The sequence below is a fragment of the Barnesiella sp. B2-R-119 genome (assembly GCF_023656675.1).
Taxonomy (GTDB): Bacteria; Bacteroidota; Bacteroidia; order Bacteroidales; family Barnesiellaceae; genus Barnesiella; species Barnesiella intestinihominis.
On record NZ_JAMOKL010000002.1, the window covers coordinates 149,556 to 162,528 of the forward strand.

Sequence of the window (12,973 nt, forward strand, 5' to 3'; positions counted from 1 at the left end):
TTTCTCGTATGAAACGACCTGATATAGAGCACGAAGGTATTATAACAGGTATTTCCAAATCGCATATATTCGTGCGCATCATACAACACTCGGCTTGCGCAGGTTGTCATGCGGCTTCATTGTGCACGACAACCGACCAAAAAGAAAAAATTATCGAGGTTGAAAAATGCGATTTTCCCATACAGATAGGAGATAAAGTTTCGGTAGCTCTTTCTACCTCGGCAGGATACAGAGCTATATGGTTTACGGCAGCCCTCCCGGTAATTCTCATTATGCTGTCGCTCGTCATCAATGAACGAATAGGAGTAAACGAACTATATTCGGGGGTATGTGCCCTTGTTGTATTAGCGATATATTACACGATACTATATTTCTATCGCGATCGACTGAAAAAACGATTTAGATTTTTCTTGAAACCAATACATGTCTCATAACTTATGGTAACGGCAATCATCATACTAAGTATTATCGGACTCATCAGCGCAACATTACTTTACATCATTTCCCGTAAATTCCATGTAGAAGAAGATTCTCGAATCGACGAAATAGAATCTATTCTTCCGGGAGCGAATTGCGGCGGTTGCGGATATGCCGGATGTCGGAATTTCGCCGAACAATGCACGAAGGCCACATCGTTAGACAGTCTGTTATGTCCCGTCGGGGGTAATGAGGTTATGCAAAAGATTGCTCCCATTCTTGGCCTGAATGCTGTGGAAAAAGCTCCTCGTATCGCCGTTATCCGTTGCAATGGCTCTTGCGAGAACCGCCCGCAAACCAGCCATTACGAAGGCGCACACAGCTGCGCGGTCGTTTCCTCGCTTTATACCGGCGAGAGTAATTGTAATTATGGGTGTCTTGGCGAAGGAGATTGTGCGGCAGCTTGCGAATTCGGAGGTATCACGATGGATCCCGTCACCCGACTTCCCCGTATCGATTCCAACATTTGCGTTGCCTGTGGTTCTTGTGTAAAAGCCTGCCCCAGACATTTAATCGAGCTACGGAAGAAACAAGAATCCATGATATATGTGGCTTGCAATAACAAAGACAAAGGCATCATCGCCCGCAAAGTTTGTTCCGTCGCCTGCATAGGTTGTGGGAAATGTGTCAAGACCTGCCCCGAAAAAGCTATTTCTCTATCAGACAATTTAGCGTATATCGACGATAACCTCTGTCTATCATGCCAAGCGTGTGTCGACGGATGCCCTACCCATGCGATACATGCCGAAATAAGAAACAATATCAGGGAAACATCAACCCCCAGAAAGGAAACTGCAATATGTTAAAAACATTCCGCATAGGAGGCATACACCCCAAAGAGAATAAACTGACATCGCAATGCCCAGTAACCACCATTCCGGTTCCCCGGCAAGTCTCTCTGATGCTCAACCAGCACATCGGAGCACCGGCCAATTGCATTGTCAAGAAAGGCGATACCGTAAAAGTGGGGACTCTCATCGCCGAGGCCAACGGATTCGTATCGTCCAACATACACTCCCCGGTATCGGGAACCGTCTCGAAAATAGACAAAATAGCTAACGCATTCGGAATATATTCTCAGGCAATTATCATCGATACGGAAGGAGACGATTGGGAGGAATATATAGACCGGACTCCCTCTTTGGAAAAAGAGATTGCTTTATCTTCAAATGAAATTATACAAAAAATAGCACAAAACGGTATCGTCGGTTTAGGCGGTGCGACTTTTCCCACCCATGTAAAACTGACACCTCCCAAAGAATTCAAGCCTACGGTCCTCATCGTCAATGCGACGGAATGCGAACCCTACCTAACGGACGACCATGCTCTCATGCTCGAATCGCCCGAACAAATTATAATAGGCTGTCACATTCTAATGAAAGCTATCCATGTAAAACGGGCTTATATAGGAGTAGAAAATAACAAAAGAGACGCTATTGCCCTACTAAAAAAACAGGCCGAAAAATATCCGGGCATAGAAATAGTGCCCCTCCGCACCCGATACCCGCAAGGCGGTGAAAAGCAGCTCATCGATGCTATTCTTCATAAGCAAGTATCAAACGGGGAATTACCGGTTTCGACCGGAGCTATCGTCCAAAATGTCGGAACCGCTTTTGCCGTGTATGAAGCCGTTCAGAAAAATAAACCGCTCGTAGAGCGTATCGTCACCGTTACAGGAGACGGTATTAAACAACCGGGGAATTACCGGATAAGATTGGGTATGCCTATCCGTGAGCTGATAGAGATTGCCGGCGGTCTTCCCTCCGACAGCGCAAAGGTCATTCTCGGAGGCCCCATGATGGGAAAAGCGGTTTCCAATCTAGATGCCCCTATTCCCAAAGGCTGTTCGGGTATCTTGATATTAAACGAAGCCCATGCGCACCGGAGCGAAACCTCTTCCTGTATAAGATGCGGCAAATGCGTTTCTGCATGTCCTATGGGACTCGAACCTTATCTCTTGGCCAAATTGTCAGAAAATCATTTGTTCGAGAGAGCGGAAAAAGAACTCATCACCGCATGTCTGGAATGTGGCTGTTGTGCTTATAGTTGTCCGTCAAACCGTCCTATACTCGACTATATACGAATAGGGAAAAATGCAGTAAACCAAATCATACGATCCAGAAAACAATCTTAATTTATCTCGCAATGGAATTAACCGTATCGCCAGCCCCTCACATACACGATAATTTAACCGTCTCGAAATGCATGTACAATGTCATCATCGCATTGCTGCCTGCATTCGCCGTTTCCCTTTATTTTTTCGGAATCGGGGCTTTAATCGTTACTCTCTCGTCTATACTCTCTTGCGTCATTGTCGAATATCTAATCCAGAAATATTTACTGAAAGAAAAGCCTTCTATCGGTAACGGTTCGGCCATACTCACCGGATTGCTGCTGGCCTTCAACCTGCCCTCCAATCTGCCAATATGGATCGTTGTCATCGGTTCTATCGTTGCGATAGGGATTGCCAAAATGTCTTTCGGAGGCTTAGGGAACAATCTTTTCAATCCGGCTTTGGCAGGACGGGTATTTCTTCTCATATCCTTCCCTACCCAGATGACCCAATGGCCTCTGCCAATCGTATCACGGTGGAACTATACCGATGCCGAGACCGGAGCAACACTACTTTCTAAATTAAAAGAAGAGGGAGGCCAGTGGATCGAACAAATAGATATCGCTAATCTATGGATTGGAAATCAAGGAGGTAGTTTAGGTGAAGTAGGCGCTATCGCCCTACTAATCGGTTTTGCCTATCTGCTTTACCGGAAAATCATCAGTTGGCATATACCCGTCTCTATCCTCTTGACAGTCTTCTTATTCAGTTTCGTCTTGGCATGCGGGCAAGAAACAGGCAATATGCAAAATATACCCATGTGGCAATATGCATTCGACTTTGCCCTCATTCAGCTATTGTCCGGCGGACTTTTGTTAGGGGCTATATATATGGCGACCGACTACGTGACCTCGCCCATGACCTCCAAAGGAATGATTATCTACGGAATCGGTATAGGTATCTTGACCGTCGTTATACGCCAATGGGGAGGTTACCCCGAAGGAGTTTCTTTCGCAATCCTTATCATGAATGCTTTTACACCGCTTATCAATAATTATATCAAACCCAAACGTTTCGGCAACCATCGATCATGAAGAAAAAAGATTCTACATTTTGGAACATGCTTTGGTCTCTGACCTTGATAACCGCCGTGGCCGGCGGACTATTGGGATATACCCATCGACTTACCCAAGAACCCATAGCACGTGCGACTAAGGCAGGAAGAGAAAAAGCAATCCAACAAGTCATTCCGAAATACGACAACTCCCCAATAGACGAACAATGCTCCTACACTGTCCGTAATGAATACGGTGAGACTACGGCGATCGTCTATCCAGCAAAAAAAGAGGGTATTCTCGTCGGAGCCGCTGTCGAATGCAGCAACTCCACAGGGTACGGTGGCGAAATACGTATTATCGTGGGTTTCGAAGCCGATGGAACGATTCGGGACTATCGAGTCCTGAAACATCAGGAAACGCCCGGATTGGGCGCAAAAATGGACGAATGGTTCAGAACCGAGAAAAATAACCAGAATATCATCGGGAAATCGCCGGTTCGCAACAAATTACAAGTTAAACAAGATTCAGGCGACATAGATGCCATCACAGCCGCGACAATTACATCGAGAGCTTTTTTGGCGGCCATACAAACCGCCTATACGGCTTATGCCGAATCTATGAAAGGAGGCAATCATGAGTAAAACGAAAATACTTTTAAACGGAATTATAAAAGAAAATCCGACTTTCGTCCTTCTATTGGGCATGTGCCCCACCTTAGGAACGACCACCTCGGCCATAGGAGGTTTGGGTATGGGACTTTCTACCCTGTTTGTGCTAATTTGCTCCAACGTCGCAATCTCGATGGTCAAAAACTTTATCCCCGATAAAGTGCGAATACCCGCTTTCATCGTTATTATAGCCACGTTCGTAACCATTCTACAACTGTGTATGCAAGCCTATTTACCCGATTTATATGAAACACTCGGACTTTTTATACCCTTGATTGTCGTTAATTGCATTTTATTGGGACGAGCCGAGGCCTTTGCCGCCAAGCACAATCCGGTGGACTCCTTTTTCGATGGGCTCGGTATTGGACTCGGTTTTACATTTGCCCTTACCTTACTGGGTTGTATCCGTGAATTTTTAGGAACAGGACACGTATTCGGTATCTCGGTTTATCCCGAAGAATATGGGTCTCTCATCTTTATCCTCGCCCCCGGTGCATTTATCGCATTAGGCTTTTTAATCGCTATTATCCATACACTTAAAACCCGCTGATTATGCTCACCTATATCTCTATATTCGTTACCGCCATATTTGTAAACAATATAGTTCTATCCCAATTCTTGGGAATCTGCCCCTTTCTCGGGGTCTCCAAACGTATCGACTCGGCACTGGGTATGGGTGCGGCGGTAACTTTCGTCATGACCATAGCGACGATAGTTACCTATTTATTACAAACCTATTTATTGATGCCGATGAAACTGGACTATATGCAAACCATTGTTTTCATACTGGTTATTGCCGCATTGGTCCAGCTACTCGAAATTATCATCAAAAAAATAGCACCTTCCCTCTATCAGGCCTTAGGCGTTTTCCTGCCATTAATCACTACAAACTGCACGATATTGGGTGTCGCATTGATCGTTATTCAAAAAAATCTATCGCTTCTCGAAGCTACCGTTTATGCCATATCGACAGCAATCGGATTCACATTGGCTTTGGTAATCTTTGCCGGGATGCGTGAACAAATGAGTTTATCCCATATTCCCAAAGCCATGCAAGGCACACCAATCGCACTCATCGCCGCCGGATTACTGGCTATGGCCTTTATGGGTTTTTCGGGTATCAAAATAGGATAACTATCAATTTATAAGTAATACACCATTATAAATTATGTTATAAAACATAATAAGACAAAAATATTACATTTTATCCATATTCGATATATTTTTTAATTAGACTATTAATTTAAAAGTCAATCATTTACACCGATAGGTAGTTTAACAAAAAAACTACCTATTTTACTATCAATTTAAAAATATATTTTTTATATTTGTGGAACTAAAAACAAAATCATATGGCTAATATTAAAGGTGCTGTTGTCGTTAACAAAGAGCGTTGCAAAGGTTGTGAGCTATGTGTAGTAGCGTGTCCGTGCCAAGTTTTGGCATTACAGCCGACCGAAGTTAATGACAAAGGTTATCATTATGCTTTTATGCAGAATCCCGACGCTTGTATCGGGTGTGCAAGTTGTGGTCTTGTATGCCCCGACGGGTGTATCACTGTTTATAAAGTAAAATTATAACCGGTTTAATCTCTAAATCCGTTAATTATGAAAGAAGATATAAAACTAATGAAGGGTAACGAAGCCATAGCACATGCCGCCATACGCTACGGAGCCGACGGTTACTTCGGATACCCTATTACGCCCCAGTCGGAAGTCATGGAAACACTCATGGAAGAAAAACCGTGGGAAACGACCGGAATGGTAGTACTACAAGCCGAAAGCGAAGTTGCAGCTATCAATATGGTGTATGGTGGAGCTAGTTGCGGTAAAGCCGTGATGACATCGTCTTCCAGTCCCGGTGTCAGCTTGAAACAGGAAGGAATTTCCTATTTGGCCGGTGCAGAACTACCCTGTTTAATCGTCAATGTGATGAGAGGAGGTCCGGGTCTCGGAACCATACAACCAAGTCAAGCCGATTATTTCCAAGCCGTGAAGGGAGGCGGTCACGGCGATTATCATTTAATCGCATTAGCTCCCGCTTCGGTTCAAGAGATGGCCGACTTCGTGGCATTGGGATTCGATCTCGCTTTCAAATACCGCAACCCGGCTATTATTCTAGCCGATGGAATTATCGGGCAAATGATGGAAAAAGTGGTACTTCCGCCTTTCCGCAAACGCCGTACAGAAGAAGAAATAAGGGAACAAAATCCGTGGGCGACATTAGGAAAAACCAAAAATCGGAAGAGAAATGTCATCACCTCTCTCGAACTCGATCCGGCAATTATGGAGCAGAATAACATTCGCTTCCAATCCACCTACAAACGTATCAGTGAAAATGAAGTCCGCTTCGAGGAAATCAATTGCGAAAACGCCGACTATCTGATTGTCGCATTCGGCTCCATGTCGCGTATATGCCAAAAGACAATCGAGCTGGCAGCAGAAGAAGGTATCAAAATAGGATTGTTGAGACCCATCACGCTATGGCCGTTCCCGACGGAAGCTATCGCTCGCCATGCAAATCATGTGAAAGGAATCCTATCGGCCGAGTTGAATGCCGGACAAATGGTAGAAGACGTTCGATTGGCTGTCAACGGAAAAGTGCGAGTAGAACATTTCGGACGCTTGGGCGGAATCGTACCTACCCCCGACGAAGTTCTTAACGCTCTCAAAGAAAAACTAATGTAAATACCCGAACCTTTATCTGGTTCATAATTTTTATGCACATGGATATCAACGAAATTATAAAGCCCGAAAACTTGGTTTACACTAAACCTCGGCTGATGAACGATAATCCCATGCACTACTGTCCGGGTTGCAGTCACGGAGTAGTACATAAACTTATTGCCGAAGTTATAGACGAAATGGGTATTGAAGAAGAAACGATCGGTATCGCTCCCGTAGGCTGTGCTGTTTTTGCCTATAATTATCTCGACATCGATTGGATCGAGGCTGCCCACGGACGTGCGCCGGCCATCGCATCGGCCGTAAAACGGCTCAACCCCAAGAAAATGGTATTCACCTATCAGGGTGACGGCGACTTGGCCGCCATTGGAACGGCCGAAACCATTCACGCCTGCAATCGCGGCGAGAATATAGCCATCATATTTATCAACAACGGTATATACGGAATGACCGGCGGACAAATGGCTCCTACTACACTAGAAGGAATGGTGACCTCTACCTGTCCCTACGGACGGAATGTCGCACTGAACGGTTATCCTTTACGAATTGCTGAATTGGTAGAACGGGTGGACGGAACTTGTTACGTGACTCGTCAAAGTGTACACACTCCCGCCTCTATCCGCAAAGCGAAAAAAGCAATCCGGTTGGCTTTCGAAAACGCAATGGCCGGAAAAGGCACATCTTTGGTAGAAGTCGTATCGACTTGTAATTCGGGCTGGAAAATGTCGCCGGCAAAGGCTAACAAATGGATGGAGGAAAACATGTTTGCCAAATACCCGATGGGAGACCTCAAAAACGTATAATTAAAACTACGGATATGAAAGAAGAAATTATCATAGCAGGATTCGGAGGACAAGGTGTACTCTCTATGGGGAAAATATTAGCCTACTCTGGACTGATGGAAGATAAAGAGGTTACGTGGATGCCCTCATACGGACCGGAACAACGCGGAGGAACGGCAAACGTAACAGTCATACTCAGCGATGAACGTATAAGTTCTCCGGTATTGAATGCATTCGATGTGGCTGTTATTCTGAACCAACCTTCTCTTGAAAAATTCGAAGGCAAAGTAAAGCCCGGCGGTATACTCATCTATGACGGATACGGAATACACCACCCGCCTACGAGAACGGATATCAATGTATATTGCATCAACGCTATGGAAGCTGCCATAGAAATGAACAATACCAAAGCATTCAACATGATCGTATTGGGAGGCTTACTAAAACTAAAACCAATGGTAAGCATGGAAAATGTACTGAAAGGACTGAAAAAGTCGCTGCCCGAACGACATCATCATCTCATTCCCATGAATGAGCAAGCTATACTCAAAGGAATGGAGATTATTCGCAAAGTCTGAAACGGCCAATTTTATAATACTAAAAAAAGCGAGGTGAAAAAAGAAAATCATTTTTCCCTCGCTTTTTTTATTTTTCTTTGTAACATATTTATTATTTATCCGTCTCCTATATGAAAGGCCCTAAAAGGTGCACCGGTCTAAATTAAAGTAACAACTAAAAAACAACAGATATGAAAACAAAAATTTTGATTTTAGCGCTTGCAGCATTTTGCAGTTTCTCTTCTATCTCCGCCGGCAATTGTATCGACAACTTATTCAATACGGCTTCCCGAATGCCCAATGCAGAGAAAGTAAACCTCAATTCATTCGTTTTGGGATTGCTCAAACCATTTTCGTCAGAGCTGAAAGGAATAAAATCGATGACTATTATCGATGCTGAAAATATCTCGTCCAAAGATTATACGAGATTCGAGAAAATAATAACACAATGCGATTCCGACGGCTATGAAACAGTAACCAGCTCGAACGAAGAAAACGAGATTGTCCGAATCCTGATGAAAATAGAAAAAGAAAAAATTCGGGAAATCGTCATTATCTCCCTCGAAGAAAATGAAATCAGTTTAATCCGAATCAAAGGGAAAATCGATCCCAATCAAATGCAGAATATCATAGAAGACAACGCATAATAAACAATAAATACATCACTATGAAATCAAGAATTTTTCTTCTTATTATAGTACTATTGTCGACTCTGCAAATTTCATTCGCCAATAACAAAATTGATAATCTTTTCAAAAAAACGAAGGAGCTGCCAAATGCCGAATACTATACGGAAGATTTCAAAAAGCCTCAGGTAAAAGGCGTAGTCGACGGTGTTAAGGCCATTGAAGTAGTAGAAGCCGATATAGACAACGCAACCTATCTAGCCCTAAAAAAAGAAATTGAAGAAGTAGACTTTAAACCCTATGAAACGATTCTCACTACCAGTGAAGACGATGAATTTGTAAAAATCCTTATCAAGTCTACTCCGAAGAAGATAAAAGAAGTAGTAGTCATATCCCTGTATTCAGACGAAATTAACGTTGTACGTTGCAAAGGGAACTTAAAATCCGACATGCTCGAAAAATCTAAAACGAACTAGATATGACTCATCAAGAGTTCAAAGCGAGATTTCTACCCTGTCATAAGAAAATGTATTACATCGCTTTTCGATATCTTGGAAATGAACACGATGCAGAAGATATGGTACAAAATACTTATCTGAAACTATGGGAGAAACGGGAAAGTCTTGAAAACATAGAAAACAACGAGGCTTATGCCATCACAACGATAAAACATTTATGCCTCGACACACTAAGAGCGCCACAAATCGAGACGGACAACGATTCTGTATTAGTTCAAAAGACAGAGCCTGCTCCACAACCCGATACGGCCTATGAAATAAAAGAAGACATGAAGGTTCTGTTGAACATCATAAATAAACTTCCCAAACAACAACGTAAAATTCTACTTTTAAGGCATTTCGAAGACAAAAGCACTGACGAGATAGAAACCGAAACCGGTTTGAGTAACGCCAATATACGGGTACTTCTCTCCCGGGCCAGAAAAACGATTAAAGAACTATTCATACAAAGATTATGAATGAACAAGAAATACGACAACAAATAGACATGTTCTTCAAAGGAGAGCTATCGGATACCGAAGAACAAGGATTGAGAGACTATCTCGCAACCCACGAAGTTCCAGAGGATTTTATTCAAGAGAAGCGCATCATTTTATCTCTTATACCCGATCGTTCGGTACATATTCCCGATCATCTGGAAGAAAAATTATCGTCATACATAGATCGGTTGCCCGATAAAAAGAGGCAGATTCTTTTTTCCCGAAATTGGAAATGGATAAGCGGTATTGCTGCCGGTATTATATTAGCGATTTCCACCGGATTATACGTGTACCGGCAACCATCTTCCAAACGACTCAGCGATCAAGAAATATATGCCTGTGCCGAGGCTCAACGAGCTTTAATTCTCGTTTCCCAGAAATTAAATAAGGGGACGAACCAATGGCAACAAGCCCAAAAAGAAATTATCGAGACCAATCGAATAGTCAATAAACATCTAAAATACAAATAATTATGAAACGGACAATTTATATTCTATTATTAGCTGTATTCGGTATTCTTTCAGCTACTGCCGAAAACAACTTCATAGAAAAATTCGCTAATCAAAAAGGAGTGACATACGTCAACATATCGAAGGCATTGCTGAATATGATGCCCGAAGGACAAATCGACGCAGAAGGATTAAATCTAAAAGCTGTTATCAACGAGTTAGACCGAATTCAAATCTTAACTTGCGAGGACAATGAAGCTCTGATTCCTCAAATGCGAAAAGAAAGTATCGTATTTCAAAAAGCTCCATACGAAGAACTGATGAAAGTAAAAGACGACGGCGAGACCGTAGCTTTTTACGTGCAACCCAAAACAGACAAAAAGATCAAAGAATTAATCATGCTGGTCGATGACGGCGACTGTGGAGAATTTACTGTTATACGTCTATTAGGAGATATTTCAATAACCCATCTTCAAGAGTTGACAAAAGACGCAGGGTTATAAACCTTATCCGCAAACCGATATTGAAAGGGGGCAAATAAAATCATTGCCCCCTTTCAAATTATTAGAAGCTGTTTTTAAATTTATTCCAAGACAGATTGAGACCTATGTTGAAGCAGATTGGAGTTCGAGATATGCAGTCAATAGCGGGCTATTGACAAAAATCAAGAGATTCAAGATGCGAGACAGGGGCTCAATATGGCCGGAACATACCTGCCTGCAATGATAATATTATTTCTCTATAAATTTAAAACAGCTTCTTAATAACACAGCCCTATTAAATAACGGCAAAGAATATCTCCGCCGAAAGCTCCTACAATAAACACAATCCACAAATTACGCCCCCTTAAATTACAAGAAACCGAAATAGCTCGAAATATCCAATACAAAACCCAGATCGCAATCAAAAGACTCAAAGCCCCTATCCAAATAGCCGAAAAAAGAAACATTTTATCGGATAGCGCATCCTCTATGGCCTGTAACGACTGTATGGACATGAAATGCCGTACCGGTGGGAAAGCCATGCACAAAGCCAACAAAACAAAAGGCAGCTGGGAAAAAGCAACTGTTCCTAGAACGTCTATCGGACGAACATGGGAACGACTGCAAAACAGGCTCAATATATAAACCAATAACGAAGGTATCAACCAAATCACCAAATGCTCCACGACAAAACACCACCACTCACTATGAGGAGCTCCACCATAATGAAGCAATCCATGAAAATGCACATCTGCCCCATAAGCGATCGCTGTCGTTATAACTATGCCCAATATCCCCCACCCGGCAGCCTTATAACCAGCTACTTTATAAAAAGGATTCGATATAAATTTCCAACTATCTTTCATTTTCTTCCATGTTATTGAGTTTCTCTATTAAATCATCTAAATAATTGCGCACAGTAGGATAACTTACCCCCATCTTTTTCGCCATATCCTTCAAACTGCCGCTCGCTTTTACAAATTCAAGCATAAATCGTTGCTCTTCTTCATTCAAGCTGGTCAAAACCGGTAGTTCAAATTCTCCCGACACCTCTGTCGCACAACGACCGCAAATCATTTTTGATACTCTAAGCGGAGCATCGCATGCAGGACACCGCAAGGGCAATTTCTTTCTAGTCACACTTGTCGTCATCGTTTCACAAATTTTTCAATCGTTATCAATAAATCCTCTTGAACGGGTAAATCGGGATTAGCATAAGTAGCCTGCTGAACTTGCATATCGACCGACTCACACATTTTCAACACATGATTCATATCTTTCAAAATCTGGAATTGTGCCTTCGGTAAAGATTGTTTCAACAGTTTGGCATCCTCCTCCGACACCTGTACATCTTTATCGCCTTGTAAAATCAATACCGGCTGTCTCAATTTCGCAATCACCTCTTGTGGATTATACCGATACCACGATATAAGATAAGGTTGAACAGATGGACGGAATAAAGTCATCAATCCCATAGGAATATTGGATACTTCCTTTCCAGCTTTCAGCGAATCGTTGATCGATTTTACCAAATACTGGATCTCTGCCGGTTGCCCCGACAGTTGCTCTTCTATTATATCATAAGCCGGCCGACCGGCTCCTGCCAACGAAATAAAACCTTTTACCTTCGGATTATCGACACTCGCCAACATACCAATCAAAGAACCCTCACTATGCCCCAAAACAAATACATCGGAAAAACGACTATCATCGCTCAGCCGATCTATCCAGCCCTGAGCATCTGCCACATAATCTTCGAACCTAAGGTCACTCTCTTTTTTAGCAGCCGCAGAACTCGAAGCAATTCCCCTTTTGTCGAAACGGAGAGTCGCAATACCTCGCTGAGCCAACCCCTCCGCCAACAATTTCAATGAATTATTCTTCATAGAAAATCCGCTGGAATTCGTATTTCCGTCCATGTCGGTAGGCCCCGAACCGGCTATCAGCAAAACTATCGGTGGCTTTTCTGCATCCGGTAATCCTATTTTACCGTTAATTTTTCCCGTAGGTGTATCCAATGACACCGATTGTTCCTCCATAGCCCTCACAGTTACCGACAAAGACAAAATAGAGAATAAAATGATTAATCTTAATTGTTTCATATATATTTTCATTTACTTCTTATGACACAAAAATAATA

19 protein-coding genes are annotated in these 12,973 nt (G+C 42.7%); 16 read left to right on the top strand and 3 right to left on the bottom strand.

Annotated features, from left to right (window positions below):
- Positions 1-8 precede the first annotated feature (8 nt).
- The 16 genes from NBH06_RS03815 (at position 9) to NBH06_RS03890 (ending at position 10,854) form a co-directional block, all read left to right on the top strand.
- Positions 9-434 (top strand): SoxR reducing system RseC family protein, encoded by a 426-nt coding sequence (locus NBH06_RS03815; protein WP_021891224.1) that lies wholly within the window; start codon positions 9-11, stop codon positions 432-434.
- Between the two features lie 3 nt (positions 435-437).
- Positions 438-1,283: an RnfABCDGE type electron transport complex subunit B gene (locus NBH06_RS03820; protein ID WP_008861956.1), complete on the top strand. Its 846-nt coding sequence runs from the start codon at positions 438-440 to the stop codon at positions 1,281-1,283.
- A complete protein-coding gene (rsxC, locus tag NBH06_RS03825; protein ID WP_250792842.1) occupies positions 1,277-2,611 on the top strand; it encodes an electron transport complex subunit RsxC in 1,335 nt (444 codons plus the stop codon). The genes NBH06_RS03820 and rsxC overlap by 7 nt, the downstream gene beginning before the upstream one ends.
- A gap of 11 nt (positions 2,612-2,622) precedes the next feature.
- Positions 2,623-3,624, top strand: a complete 1,002-nt coding sequence (locus NBH06_RS03830; RefSeq protein ID WP_046409444.1) for an RnfABCDGE type electron transport complex subunit D — start codon at positions 2,623-2,625, stop codon at positions 3,622-3,624.
- A complete protein-coding gene (locus NBH06_RS03835; protein ID WP_008861953.1) occupies positions 3,621-4,229 on the top strand; it encodes an RnfABCDGE type electron transport complex subunit G in 609 nt (202 codons plus the stop codon). Before NBH06_RS03830 ends, NBH06_RS03835 begins: the two co-directional genes overlap by 4 nt.
- Positions 4,222-4,806 carry an RnfABCDGE type electron transport complex subunit E gene (locus NBH06_RS03840; protein WP_008861952.1) on the top strand — a complete coding sequence of 195 codons (585 nt, stop codon included), beginning with the start codon at positions 4,222-4,224 and terminating at the stop codon, positions 4,804-4,806. The genes NBH06_RS03835 and NBH06_RS03840 overlap by 8 nt, the downstream gene beginning before the upstream one ends.
- Positions 4,807-4,808: 2 nt before the next feature.
- A complete protein-coding gene (gene rsxA / locus NBH06_RS03845; RefSeq protein ID WP_008861951.1) occupies positions 4,809-5,390 on the top strand; it encodes an electron transport complex subunit RsxA in 582 nt (193 codons plus the stop codon).
- 218 nt (positions 5,391-5,608) lie between these two features.
- Positions 5,609-5,836, top strand: a complete 228-nt coding sequence (locus NBH06_RS03850; protein WP_008861950.1) for a 4Fe-4S binding protein — start codon at positions 5,609-5,611, stop codon at positions 5,834-5,836.
- A 27-nt stretch (positions 5,837-5,863) separates the two neighbouring features.
- Positions 5,864-6,943 carry a 3-methyl-2-oxobutanoate dehydrogenase subunit VorB gene (locus NBH06_RS03855; RefSeq protein ID WP_008861949.1) on the top strand — a complete coding sequence of 360 codons (1,080 nt, stop codon included), beginning with the start codon at positions 5,864-5,866 and terminating at the stop codon, positions 6,941-6,943.
- Positions 6,944-6,981: 38 nt separating this feature from the next.
- Positions 6,982-7,743, top strand: coding sequence for a thiamine pyrophosphate-dependent enzyme (locus NBH06_RS03860; RefSeq protein ID WP_008861948.1), 762 nt, complete (start codon positions 6,982-6,984; stop codon positions 7,741-7,743).
- A 14-nt stretch (positions 7,744-7,757) separates the two neighbouring features.
- Positions 7,758-8,300, top strand: a complete 543-nt coding sequence (locus NBH06_RS03865) for a 2-oxoacid:ferredoxin oxidoreductase subunit gamma family protein (RefSeq protein ID WP_046409439.1) — start codon at positions 7,758-7,760, stop codon at positions 8,298-8,300.
- A gap of 170 nt (positions 8,301-8,470) precedes the next feature.
- Entirely contained in the window at positions 8,471-8,926 is a 456-nt protein-coding gene (locus NBH06_RS03870) for a DUF4252 domain-containing protein (protein WP_046409437.1), read from the top strand.
- Between the two features lie 20 nt (positions 8,927-8,946).
- Positions 8,947-9,381, top strand: a complete 435-nt coding sequence (locus NBH06_RS03875; RefSeq protein ID WP_046409435.1) for a DUF4252 domain-containing protein — start codon at positions 8,947-8,949, stop codon at positions 9,379-9,381.
- Between the two features lie 2 nt (positions 9,382-9,383).
- Entirely contained in the window at positions 9,384-9,881 is a 498-nt protein-coding gene (locus NBH06_RS03880) for a GFO_1088 family ECF-type sigma factor (RefSeq protein WP_046409433.1), read from the top strand.
- The gene (locus tag NBH06_RS03885; RefSeq protein ID WP_046409431.1) at positions 9,878-10,372 is read left to right on the top strand and encodes an anti-sigma factor family protein; all 495 of its coding nucleotides are present in this window, start codon (positions 9,878-9,880) and stop codon (positions 10,370-10,372) included. The genes NBH06_RS03880 and NBH06_RS03885 overlap by 4 nt, the downstream gene beginning before the upstream one ends.
- A gap of 2 nt (positions 10,373-10,374) precedes the next feature.
- The gene (locus NBH06_RS03890; protein ID WP_008861942.1) at positions 10,375-10,854 is read left to right on the top strand and encodes a DUF4252 domain-containing protein; all 480 of its coding nucleotides are present in this window, start codon (positions 10,375-10,377) and stop codon (positions 10,852-10,854) included.
- Between the two features lie 257 nt (positions 10,855-11,111).
- Here the strand turns inward: NBH06_RS03890 and NBH06_RS03895 are convergent, their stop codons facing one another.
- Genes NBH06_RS03895 through NBH06_RS03905 form a run of 3 tightly spaced genes read right to left on the bottom strand, consistent with a single transcriptional unit; the run spans position 11,112 to position 12,935 of the window.
- The gene (locus NBH06_RS03895) at positions 11,112-11,699 is read right to left on the bottom strand and encodes a hypothetical protein (protein ID WP_250792844.1); all 588 of its coding nucleotides are present in this window, start codon (positions 11,697-11,699) and stop codon (positions 11,112-11,114) included.
- Positions 11,689-11,985, bottom strand: a complete 297-nt coding sequence (locus NBH06_RS03900; protein ID WP_021891213.1) for a DUF2089 family protein — start codon at positions 11,983-11,985, stop codon at positions 11,689-11,691. The genes NBH06_RS03895 and NBH06_RS03900 overlap by 11 nt, the downstream gene beginning before the upstream one ends.
- Entirely contained in the window at positions 11,982-12,935 is a 954-nt protein-coding gene (locus tag NBH06_RS03905) for an alpha/beta hydrolase (RefSeq protein WP_250792846.1), read from the bottom strand. The genes NBH06_RS03900 and NBH06_RS03905 overlap by 4 nt, the downstream gene beginning before the upstream one ends.
- Between the last annotated feature and the right edge of the window lie 38 nt (positions 12,936-12,973).